The following is an 11,633-nucleotide window of genomic DNA, read 5'->3' as shown; positions in this document are numbered from 1 at the left end:
CGGTCTTGCATCAGACGGTCCACCTAGGTCGGCAATTCGACGAGTATGGCAGTCGCCACGCGCCATGACCAGAGCCTTTATCGAAAAGGCACAGCTCCCGAGACCTAACCGTGCCCTCAGAAGGCGGGCACGGCGTCCCCCGGCGCGGTCGTGATCGCCGCAATGTCAAGAGCCGATGCACTTCGTGGGCAAACTGCGACGCGCGCGAAAACGGCATTACTCATGGAGTGATTCATAAGACACCGGACCAGTGAATTCATCATCTGCGCGCGCAGTGAGGAACAACTCGGGCGTCGACGCTCTCACCGGCCTCGACCCGGACGTCGGCCCCGAAGAATTGCCACCGCGAAAGGGCGGGCGCCGCGGCGAACATCACGTTGGTCAGCGGCACCGCGTCGCCCCCGCGCCCACGTGGAAGACCGGAGGCGAGAAGGGCGACCGCGGCCACCGGCCGCTGCCCTCACCCAGGGCGGGAGCCCGCCCTGGGTGAGCCTCGGCGTTACTGCTCGACTTTGCTTTCGAGGCTCTTCACCGCAGCGGGGTCGTTCTCGGTCATGCCGATCTTGGCGGCACCGCCGGGAGAGCCGAGTTCGGCGAAGAAATCCGCGTTGTTCTGCGTGAAGACGCTCCACTCTTCGGGCACGTCGTCCTCGTAATAGATGGCCTCGACCGGGCAGACCGGCTCACACGCGCCACAGTCGACGCACTCGTCGGGCTGGATGTAGAGCATCCGAGCGCCCTCGTAAATGCAGTCCACGGGGCATTCGTCCGTGCACGCCTTGTCCTTGACATCGACGCAGGGCTGAGCGATCACGTAAGCCATCAGAGTTCTCCTCGAGTCTCGATTGTCGCGGGATGCGCCTCCGGGAGTGGAGTCACGGCGAATCCGACACGTAGTAGATCCGGTACGGTCGGCAACTTAACGCGCGGCCGCCCCTCCCGCTCGCCCGCAGCCCGCTCGTGCCGGTCGATGGCAAGCCAGTGCTCGGCCATGACGAGCCCGGGCTGGCGTTCGGCCAGCCAATCCGCGGGATCGCCACCTGAGTCGACGGGAGCGACCGTCGCCAGGTCGGCCAGCAGAGAATCCACGGTTTCCTGGGAGTCCTTCTTGTTCGTACCGATCACCCCGCTGGGGCCGCGCTTGATCCATCCGGCGACGAATTCATTACGGCTACCGGTTACCCGCCCGGCAGCGTTGGGGATCGTCCCGCTTCGCTCGTCGTAGGGCAGGCCCGCGATCGCGGTGCCACGGTAACCCACCGCACGCACCACGAACTGTGCGGGCAGGGTCTCTCTCACACCGGTGTCCTTGGCGATGAGCCGGCCGCTGGCGTCCATGACCAACTCGTTGATCCCCAAAACGATGTTCTCCACTTCACCGGAGCCGGTGATCTCGATCGGCGACGTGAAAAACTTGAAGACGATCCGGCGGTGGCCGGGCCGCGGTGTACGACTTGCGTAGTCACGCAACAGCTTCAAATTCGTCCGCACCGACTTGCTCGCTGCAGCCAGGTCCTCTTCGGTGATGCCGTCGAGTTGCGCGGGATCGACCACGACGTCGACGCCCTCAAGCTCGCCCAGTTCACGCAGCTCCAGGTTGGTGAATGCGCTCTGCAACGGTCCCCGCCGACCAATGATCACGACCTCGTCGATTCCACGCGGGCGCAACGCATCCAGTGCATGATCTGCGATGTCGGTCGCTGCAAGCTCCTCGGGATCCGTCACCATCATTCGAGCGGCGTCGAGCGCAACATTGCCGTTGCCGACCACGATCGCCCGCCCCCCCGACAGCTTCGGAGCCAACAGCGCACACGACGGATGCGCGTTGTACCAGCCGACGAAGTCGACCGCAGACATGCTGCCCACCAAGTCCTCACCGGGGATGTTCAACGGCCTATCGGCTTGCGCTCCAACGGCGTAAATTACCGCATCATAGTGCTCCGCGAGCTCGTCGGCCTCAATGTCGCGTCCCACCATGACGTTACCGAACAGTCGGAATCGCTGGTCCTCGGCGGTCTTCTCGAATTGTGCGGTGACCGACTTGATCTTGGGATGGTCGGGCGCCACACCGGAACGTACCAACCCCCACGGGGTGGGTAACATCTCCAGCATATCCACGCGCACGTCGAACTCAGCCGACGCGTCGGCAGCGTTGAGCAACGCCGACGCTGCGAAGAATCCCGACGGTCCAGAGCCCACAATCGCAACACGATAGTGACGCATGATCAATTACCTCCGAACGGGCAGGAAGCCGGTGTCTTCGGGGCCGCCAAATGTGTCATACCTGCGATGATTCCCCGTGCCGCACCCCCCCGGTAGCGGTCGGCGCCTTGTGAAGCCACAATCTGCCGTTGTGACCGATCGTCGCCGGGTGACTGCGGCTCCAAGTTCGCGAGATTACTTCGAAAATGTTTGGGGTGTCCTGCATAAGGTGCGTATGGACTGCAACGTCATCGATTTTGTGCTTTCATCGGGCATGCCGCTCAGTTCCCGCATGCCTGAGCTCAGCGCGTTCGAAATCTTTCTGGCACTGGCCCAGACGGGCAGCCAAGGTGGCGCGGCGCGCCAACTCGGAGTAACGCAGCAAGCCGTCTCGACGCGCCTCGCCTCAATGGAAGCCCAGATCGGCGTACGTCTGGCCGTACGCACGACACGCGGCTCCCAGCTGACTCCAGCCGGCGACCTTGTCGCCGAGTGGGCGGCACGCCTGTTGGACCTCGCCCATGAGGTCGATACCGGGCTCAGATCACTTCGCACCGAAACCCGTCAGCGGATACGAATCGTGGCCAGCCAGACCATCGCCGAACAACTCATGCCCAACTGGCTGGTGTCATTGCAGACCGTCGCTGAACAGCAGGGCCAGCCCGCCATGCAGGTAACTTTGACGGCCACCAACAGCGAACACGCCGTCATCGCGGTACGCGACGGCGATGCAGACTTGGGGTTTATAGAAAGCCCACGTTTGCCAATGGGATTGGGAAGCTGCGTGGTGGCCCAGGACGAACTGGTGGTGGTGGTTCCGGCGCGGCACAAATGGACTCGGCGGCCGCAGGGTGTCAGTGCCGCCGAAGTGGCTCAGACACCGTTGGTGACGCGCGAGCCCCACTCCGGCATACGCGAGTCGCTTACCGTGGCCCTACGCCGAACCCTGGGCCGCGACATGGAGCAGGCAGCCCCCGCCCTGGAATTGTCCTCGGCAGCAGCCATGCGTGCCGCTGTTCTCGCTGGAGCGGGCCCAGCGGTGATGAGCCGGCTGGCGGTAGCCGACGATCTGGCGGCCGGCCGGTTGCTTGCCGTCGCGGTCCCGGAATTGGACCTGCGGCGCCAATTACGGTTCGGGGGGCGGACCCCACCCGCCGGTGCGGTACGCGATCTGCTGAGCCACATCAGCACCCACAGTCGAACGATGGCTCGATCCGGACCCGCCGGACGCAGAACCTATCGAGGTTCGTCGACTCAGTGATCCGCCGCGCTGCGCTGTTTACAGCGCGTGCAGGATGTCTTCGATGCGGTCTTTGGCGTCGCCGAAGAGCATGGCGGAGTTCTGCCGGAAGAAGAGTGGGTTTTGCACGCCGGCGTAGCCCGATGCCATGGAGCGTTTGAAGACGATGACGTTGTCGGCGTCCCACACCGTGAGTACCGGCATGCCCGCGATGGGGCTGGAGGGGTCTTCGGCGGCGGCGGGGTTGACGGTGTCGTTGGCCCCGATCACCAACACCACCGAGGTGTCAGCGAAATCGTCGTTGATCTCGTCCATCTCCAGCACGATGTCGTAGGGCACCTTGGCCTCAGCCAACAGCACATTCATATGCCCGGGCAGTCGGCCAGCGACCGGATGAATACCAAAACGCACACTCACACCACGCTCCCGCAGCTTGCGGGTCAGCTCAGCGACCCCGTACTGGGCTTGGGCCACGGCCATCCCGTAACCGGGGGTGATGATCACCGAATCCGCGCCCGAGAGCAGTTCAGCCACCGCCTCCGCGGTGATCTCCCGATGCTCCCCGTAATCCTTGTCCTGCGCCGGGCCGGCTTCGATCCCAAACCCCCCGGCGATCACCGAGAGAAACGACCGGTTCATCGCCTTGCACATGATGTAGGACAGGTACGCACCCGAAGAACCCACCAACGCACCGGTGATGATCAGCAGATCATTGGAGAGCAGGAAACCCGAGGCCGCCGCCGCCCAACCCGAATAACTGTTGAGCATCGAGACCACCACCGGCATATCCCCACCACCGATGGAAGCCACCAGATGCCACCCCAACGCCAGCGCCAGCACCGTCACCGCGATCAGCAACCCCAACTGCGGGGCATGCACGAACCACACCGTCAACGCGACGAACGCCACCAGCGCCCCGATATTGAGGACATTCTTACCCGGCAGCATCAACGGGTTGGACTTCATCCGCGCCGAGAGCTTCAAGTTGGCCACAATCGAACCCGTGAAGGTGACCGCACCGATGAACACCCCGATGAACACCTCAGCCGAATGAATCCCCAACAAACCCTCGGAGGCCAAAGCGCGGGCCGGGGCACCACACGGGCAGCGCTCCACATGCAGATAGCCATTCCACCCCACCAGCACCGCCGCCAACCCCACAAACGAATGCAGCAACGCGATCAACTCCGGCATCCCGGTCATCTCGACCACCCGGGCCCGCCACAACCCGATCCCCGCACCCACCACCATGGCCCCGATCAGCAGAGCCAACCCCCACGGCTCAATCCGGTGATCGAAAGCCAACGCGATCGTGGCCGCCAACGCCACCGCCATCCCAAAGATGCCGAAACTATTACCGACCTTCGACGTCTCATGGCGACTCAACCCAGCCAACGCCAAGATGAACAACAACGCCGCAACGATATAGGCCGCCGAAGCAGCAGTCTCAACAGAAAACATAAGCGGGATCTACTCCAAATCCGGGGACATACAGCACCTAGCTGCGGGAGAACATGGCCAGCATGCGACGAGTCACCGCGAAACCACCGAAAATATTGATACTGGCCAACAGGATCGCCGCAGCAGCCAACACCGTGATCACCGAATCACCATGACCGATCTGCAACAACGCACCCACCACGATGATCCCCGAAATCGCATTCGTCACCGACATCAACGGCGTATGCAACGCATGATGCACATGCCCAATCACGTAATAACCGATCACAATCGCCAACGCGAACACCGTCAAATGCACCTGCAACGCCGCCGGCGCCATCGCCACCAACGCGAACAACACCGCCGCCGCCGAAACCACCACACCCAACCGACGCCGAGCCGACATCGGCTCCCTATTCGCCTCGGCGACCACCGGGACATCAGCGACCCTAGCCGGGGCCGCCGAGACCTGCACCGGCGGCGGCGGCCACGTCAACTCCCCCTCACGCACCACCGTCATCGACCGCTGCACCACATCATCGAAATCCAAAACCAACCGGCCGTCCTTACCGGGCGTCAACAACTTCATCAAGTTGACCAGATTGGTCCCATAAAGCTGCGACGCCTGCGCCGGCAACCGACCAGCCAAATCGGTGTACCCGACGATCGTCACCCCATTACCGGTGACGACGGCCTGGTCTTTGACGGTGCCCTCGACGTTGCCACCATTAGCCGCAGCCATATCCACGATCACACTGCCCGGCTTCATCGACGCCACCATCTCGGCGGTAATGATCCGCGGCGCCGGCCGACCCGGAATCAACGCCGTGGTAACGATAATGTCGACGTCGGCGCACTGATCGGCATACAGCTGCGCCTCCCGCGCCTTATAGTCGTCGCTCATCTCCTTGGCATAACCCGTGGCCGACACCTCGGTCTCGGTCGATTCGATCGACAGATACTCCCCACCCAACGAACGGACCTGATCAGCCACCTCCGGGCGCGGATCAGTAGCCCGCACGATCGCCCCCAGGCTGCCAGCCGCACCAATCGCCGCCAAACCCGCCACCCCAGCACCCACCACCAACACCTTGGCCGGCGGCACCTTGCCCGCCGCAGTCACCTGGCCGGTAAAGAACCGACCGAAGACATGAGCCGCCTCAATCACCGCCCGATAACCAGCGATGTTGGCCATCGAACTCAACACATCCAACGACTGCGCCCGCGAAATCCGCGGAACCGCATCCATCGACAGCGCCGTGATCGGCCGACGGGCCAGATCCTGCACCCGATCCGGATTCAACGCCGGCGCCAGCAGACTAACCAGCGTCGCGCCCGGCTTCATCCCGTCCAACTGCTCGGTCGAGGGAGCGTTGACACCGAAGACGATATCGGCGCTGCACGCATCACCAATAGTGGCGCCGGCCTCGGAGTACGCCGCGTCGGAGAAAGACGATGCCTCTCCGGCACCAGAATCCACCACAACGCCGTAACCGAGCTTGGCCAATACCGCGACCGTCGCCGGCGTCGCCGACACACGCGTCTCACCAGGCTGCGCCTCGGATAAAACACCGATATTCATGCTGTTTCTCCGTTAATCCCGCACTTGATCGGTAGCTCCGCTATCTGGATCCCGGCCGCATCGTCACCAAGGCCGAGTCAGGCCAGGTAGCGGTCGACGACGTCCGGCCCGGTCGAGTTCAGCAGGATGGACAACTCCAAGAGTTTGTCCTTCGCCTCTTTGGGCAGGAGTTCGATCGACGAAGTCGTCGAAGAGTCATATTTAGCCGCAGGATGACGAGCCAGCAGCATGTCTTTCTGGTCTTCGGTGGCCTCTAGGACCAGCACCTTCATCCCGGCGAATTCATCACGCGCAAGGTCCGCCATGCCGACCTCTTCGAGTCGGCGTAGGCGCTCGTCATTGATCCAGATTTTGATCTGAACACCGGTAGCGCTTCGGGTCATGTCAGTACTCCAGTCGTTCGAAGGAGAAGATCGGTTGCCTGTCTTGCAGATATTTCTCCGTCACGAATGGACTGCCTTCTCCGTACTCGGCCGCCCCCTTCATCGTGACGTCGTAAACTTCTGGCCGCATCACCATGCGCGTCGGCTTGACCTCGTCGGTGAGCACGCTTCTGATCAAGCTACCGCTGAAGCTCTGCGCCACTGAATCGTGACCGCAGAGGCTGGAGTTGGTCACCTCCACGCACTCGGGGCAGTACCAGTTCTCCCGGAGGAAGACGGGCTTGATGGCCAATTTCTCCCGGTAGCGGCCGAGGAGATCTTGGGCGTCATAGGGCTTGTAGAAGTCACCGACCCCAGCATGGTCTCGGCCGAACATGTGGTGGGTGCAGCCCAGGTTTGCCCGCAATATCGCGTGGAATATTGCCTCCCGCGGTCCCGCGTATCTCATGTCCCAGAGCGTGAAGGTGACCATGTGCACGTTCTCGCGAAAATAGTTGTGGATGCGCAGTGCATCGTGGGCGAGAAGAATCGACTCGTCGATGTAGTCACCGACCCTCTTCTCCCCGATAATCGGGTTCACCAAAATCCCGGTTCTGGTGTCGGAGATCGGCATGTCCTCATTTGCGGTGAACCATGCGTACTTCATCAGACTCTCGTGACCGGTATGCGGGACATTCCTGGTCTGGTGGGCGACGACGTGTTTCCAGCCCCTCGTGCGAAGAGCGTCGATGTGCTGCTTGGGAGTGAGCCAGAACGATTTGAACGGCTCGTTGAAGACGGGCTCGTTGACCAGCGTTATCGGTCCGCCGATGAACGTGCTTTCACCGGACATCACCCTTTTGACGCCCGGGTGGCGTGCATCCAAGGTCCCGTAGGTCTTCTCCGCCATCTTCTCGAGGTCGAAGTCGTAGATCTCCTCGACGTCGAGCACGGCTATCGGCGTGTCCTGGTACTCCAAGACCACGCGACTTTGCTGGTCAACGCCGTATCGCTTGAGATCCTCGCGCGAAATATCGAAGACGATCGGGATGCTCCACAAAGTGCCGTCCGGGAGCTGCATGTCCTCCAGGGTTGTCTCGACCTGCTGCCGGCCCATGAAACCGGTCAGCGGCGTGAAGAAGCCGTAGGAAAGGTCAATGACCTCGTGGGCTATTGATCTTTTTATCGGAATTCGAGGAAAGCCTGCGATTCCCGGGATCGCGTCGAGGGACGACACCCGTTCCACGATCGGCATACCACCGTGGCCGATGTACTCCATGTTCTGTTTCCCTTTCCTGAAGTCTCCGCGGTCCGGGGACGCGACTGTGCTGCGAGCCACAGGATTCGAGCCACGTTTGCGGCTCAGAATCTTCCCCACGCTAAAAGGACCGTGAACGCCGTTGCTGCGCAGTAGGTTTCCGGACGGTCTTCACGGTACTGGGAGTTGCCCATCATGACACCCGCCCCAGCGACAACTAAACGTTGTGGCGTCACAAGGTTTGCCGAGCTACCGAGGGTGCCAACTGCGGGGAATCATCAATACCGAGTGGCCAATCCGAAGACTGCAGTACCCGGTTAATCGCCGACTCAGATCTGCTCTTGGGTAGCAGGGCGGGTAGCAGAACAGCGTTGATGCGGGCGGCGCATGCCAGGACATCTTTCCTTAGGAGGAAACACAATGACCACCACCCAAACAGCCAAGGGGCGCAGCGAGGGTCAATGGGCGCTCGGAGAGCGTGAGCCGCTCAACGACAGCGAGCAGATGAAGCAGGACGATGCGCCGCTCAATGTGCGCGACCGCATTCTCAACGTCTACAGCAAGCAGGGCTTCGACAGTATCGACAAGACCGACCTGCGCGGCCGGTTCCGCTGGATGGGGCTCTACACCCAGCGCGAGCAGGGCTACGACGGAACCTGGACCGGCGACGAGCACATCGACACCATCGAAGCGAAGTACTTCATGATGCGGGTCCGTTCGGACGGCAAGCCGATGTCGGTCGCCACCATGCGCACGCTCGGCCAGGTCTCCCAAGAATTCGCGCGCGACACCGCGGATATCGGCGACCGCGAGAACGTGCAGTTCCACTGGATAAACGTCGAGGACGTGCCGGCGATCTGGGACCGTCTTGCCGCGGTCGGCCTGCAGACCACCGAGGCCTGCGGCGACTGCCCGCGCGGCATCCATGGCTCACCGCTGGCGGGCGACTCGGTCGACGAGGTAGTGGACCCCTCCCCGGCGATCGACGAGATCCTGCGGCGCTTCATGGACAATCCTGAGTTCGCCAACCTTCCCCGGAAGTACAAGACGGCGATCTCGGGCCTACAAGATGTCTCACACGAGACCCACGACGTCGCGTTCATCGGTGTCAACCATCCGGAGTTCGGTCCCGGGATGGACCTGTGGGTCGGCGGTGGGCTGTCCACCAACCCGATGATGGCGCAGCGGCTCGGGGTCTGGGTGCCCCTTGACGAAGTCCCCGACGTCTGGGAAGCGGTCACCAAGCTGTTCCGCGACTACGGCTATCGGCGACTGCGCTCGAAGGCCCGTCTGAAGTTCCTCGTCAAAGACTGGGGCGTCGAGAAGTTTCGGCAGGTTCTGGAGACCGAATATCTACAACGCGAGCTGATCTCCGGTCCCGCCCCCACGCCGGTTCCGCACCCGATCGATCATGTCGGTGTACAGCGGCAGAAGAACGGCCTCAACGCGATTGGCGTCGCACCCATCGCCGGGCGGGTGTCCGGAACAATCCTGTGCGCCGTGGCCGACCTGATGGAACAGGCCGGAACGCAGCGGGCTCGATTCACGCCGTACCAGAAGCTGGTGATCTTGGACGTACCCGACGACAAGGTCGACGAGATGGTGGCCGGCCTGGATGCGTTGGGATTGCCGTCCCGCCCGTCACCGTGGCGAAAGAATCTGATGGCGTGCAGCGGAATCGAGTTCTGCAAGCTGTCTTTCGCCGAAACCCGGGTACGTGCACAGACACTGGTCCCCGAACTCGAGAAGCGGCTGGCCGATCTCAACGCAACGCTGGACGTTCCGATCACCGTCAACATCAACGGCTGCCCGAACTCCTGCGCCCGGATCCAGGTCGCCGACATCGGATTCAAAGGCCAGCTGGTCGACGACGGCAACGGTAACTCGGTCGAGGGCTTCCAGGTGCACCTCGGGGGAAGCATCGGCGCCGACAGCGGGTTCGGCCGAAAACTGCGCCAGCACAAGATCACCAGCGATGAACTCGGCGACTACATCGACCGAGTGGTGCGCAAGTTCGTGGACCAGCGGGAAGACGGCGAGCGCTTCGCCCAGTGGGCGATCCGGGTAGAAGAGGCGGAACTGCGTTGAGCATCAAGGAGAATACGTTGGACGAATCCAAGTTGCGTGAACTCGCGGCCCGCGGGGCAGCTGAGCTCGTCGATGCGACAGCCATCGAGCTGCTGCGCTGGACCGACGAGAACTTCGGCGGGGACGACGCTTGCGGATACGTGGTGGCGTCGAACATGGCGGATGCGGTGCTCGTCGACCTGGCTGCCAAGGTTCGCCCCGGAGTTCCGGTGTTGTTCTTGGACACCGGGTACCACTTCGCGGAAACCATCGGCACCCGCGACGCGGCGATGGCGGCCTACGACATCGAGGTGGTGAATGTCCTACCGGAGCAGACCGTGGCCGAGCAGGACGCCGCCTACGGCAAGGATCTGTTCGCCAGCGATCCTGCGTTGTGCTGCCGGCTGCGCAAGGTCGAGCCGTTGTCCAGAACACTTCGCAACTACTCGGCATGGGTGACCGGGTTGCGCCGGGTGGAGGCGCCGACCCGCGCCAACGCACCGCTGATCTCCTACGACGAACAGTTCCACCTGGTCAAGATCAATCCGATCGCCGCCTGGTCGGACCAGGACATGGCAGACTACATCACTGAGCATCACATACTGGTCAATCCGCTGGTGGACGAGGGTTATCCGTCGATCGGCTGTGCTCCGTGCACCGCCAAGCCGGCGCCGGGTTCAGATCCGCGCAGCGGGCGCTGGCAGGGTAGCAACAAGACCGAGTGCGGGCTGCACTCCTCATGACTCCGCTCATTCTGGCCGCTCACGGGAGCAGAGATCCGCGATCAGCGGCGAACCTGCGCTCCGTGGCCGACCGGTTGGCCGAGAGCCGTCCGCGGCTGGACGTGCAGGTGGCGTTCTTGGAGCACAATGCACCGAGTCTCCGGGACGTTCTCGCCGCGCTGCCGATCGGGCGGCGAGCAGTGCTGACGCCGTTCCTGCTGTCGAGCGCCTATCACGCCCGCATCGACATTCCCGAGCAGGTGAGGAATTGCCGGACCGCGCTGCGAAATGCGGACCCGCTCGGTGAGGACGACCGGTTGATCACCGTGATGCACGACCGGTTGGCTGAACTGGGCGTCTCCAAATTCGACACCGAGCTCGGCGTGGTGGTGACCGCGGTGGGATCTTCCGTTGCCGAGGCGAATGCCCGGACTCTTCAGGTAGCTTCCAAGCTGGCCGCCGATACCTGTTGGGCCGCAGCGACGACCGCGTTCGTGACCGGATCGGGCAGGACGCCGGGGCAAGCCGTAGAACAGTTGCGTCGACGCGGGATCCGCCGGGTGGTGATCGCACCCTGGTTCCTGGCTCCGGGTCTTTTGCTTGACCGTGTGGTGAAATTTGCTGCGGAGAGCAGGATTCCGCTTGCGGCACCGTTGGGGGCGCATCCGCTCGTCGCCGAGACGGTGGCGAACCGCTACGACCGGGCGCTGGCTCAGCCGGCCGCCGCCTGATCCCAGCAACGCCAACCGCTCCGATGACC

The 11,633-nt window shown here is 62.8% G+C and carries 10 protein-coding genes; 4 read left to right on the top strand and 6 right to left on the bottom strand.

What is annotated here, in order from left to right; genetic code table 11:
• Positions 1-499: 499 nt before the first annotated feature.
• Positions 500-823, bottom strand: a complete 324-nt coding sequence (fdxA, locus tag BN4346_RS30600; protein ID WP_067970276.1) for a ferredoxin — start codon at positions 821-823, stop codon at positions 500-502.
• Positions 823-2,223: an FAD-dependent oxidoreductase gene (locus tag BN4346_RS30595; RefSeq protein WP_067970272.1), complete on the bottom strand. Its 1,401-nt coding sequence runs from the start codon at positions 2,221-2,223 to the stop codon at positions 823-825. The genes fdxA and BN4346_RS30595 overlap by 1 nt, the downstream gene beginning before the upstream one ends.
• 253 nt (positions 2,224-2,476) lie before the next feature.
• On the opposite strand from BN4346_RS30595, the gene BN4346_RS30590 reads away from it, so the two are divergent.
• Positions 2,477-3,463 (top strand): LysR family transcriptional regulator, encoded by a 987-nt coding sequence (locus BN4346_RS30590; RefSeq protein WP_067970347.1) that lies wholly within the window; start codon positions 2,477-2,479, stop codon positions 3,461-3,463.
• An 18-nt stretch (positions 3,464-3,481) separates the two neighbouring features.
• On the opposite strand, the gene pntB is transcribed toward BN4346_RS30590, so the two are convergent.
• From pntB to sat, 4 genes are all read right to left on the bottom strand, one after another.
• Positions 3,482-4,903, bottom strand: coding sequence for a Re/Si-specific NAD(P)(+) transhydrogenase subunit beta (pntB, locus tag BN4346_RS30585; protein WP_067970269.1), 1,422 nt, complete (start codon positions 4,901-4,903; stop codon positions 3,482-3,484).
• Between the two features lie 37 nt (positions 4,904-4,940).
• Entirely contained in the window at positions 4,941-6,464 is a 1,524-nt protein-coding gene (locus BN4346_RS30580; protein WP_067970266.1) for a Re/Si-specific NAD(P)(+) transhydrogenase subunit alpha, read from the bottom strand.
• A gap of 77 nt (positions 6,465-6,541) precedes the next feature.
• Positions 6,542-6,847, bottom strand: a complete 306-nt coding sequence (locus tag BN4346_RS30575) for a DUF6955 family protein (RefSeq protein WP_067970264.1) — start codon at positions 6,845-6,847, stop codon at positions 6,542-6,544.
• Position 6,848: 1 nt separating this feature from the next.
• A complete protein-coding gene (sat, locus tag BN4346_RS30570) occupies positions 6,849-8,105 on the bottom strand; it encodes a sulfate adenylyltransferase (protein ID WP_067970344.1) in 1,257 nt (418 codons plus the stop codon).
• Between the two features lie 399 nt (positions 8,106-8,504).
• Here sat and BN4346_RS30565 point away from each other — a divergent pair, with 399 nt between their 5' ends.
• From BN4346_RS30565 to BN4346_RS30555, 3 genes are read left to right on the top strand one after another with little or no spacing between them, the layout of a single operon-like run.
• Positions 8,505-10,172, top strand: a complete 1,668-nt coding sequence (locus tag BN4346_RS30565) for a nitrite/sulfite reductase (RefSeq protein ID WP_067970261.1) — start codon at positions 8,505-8,507, stop codon at positions 10,170-10,172.
• Positions 10,169-10,894, top strand: a complete 726-nt coding sequence (locus BN4346_RS30560) for a phosphoadenylyl-sulfate reductase (RefSeq protein WP_067970258.1) — start codon at positions 10,169-10,171, stop codon at positions 10,892-10,894. The genes BN4346_RS30565 and BN4346_RS30560 overlap by 4 nt, the downstream gene beginning before the upstream one ends.
• On the top strand, positions 10,891-11,604 hold the full coding sequence (locus BN4346_RS30555) for a sirohydrochlorin chelatase (protein ID WP_067970255.1): 714 nt from the start codon (positions 10,891-10,893) through the stop codon (positions 11,602-11,604). The genes BN4346_RS30560 and BN4346_RS30555 overlap by 4 nt, the downstream gene beginning before the upstream one ends.
• Positions 11,605-11,633 lie beyond the last annotated feature (29 nt).

It is taken from the genome of Mycolicibacter icosiumassiliensis (genome assembly GCF_900078685.2).
GTDB lineage: Bacteria > Actinomycetota > Actinomycetes > Mycobacteriales > Mycobacteriaceae > Mycobacterium > Mycobacterium icosiumassiliensis.
The sequence above is the reverse complement of the archived record's forward strand: the minus strand, read 5'-3'. Positions and strand labels throughout refer to the sequence as shown.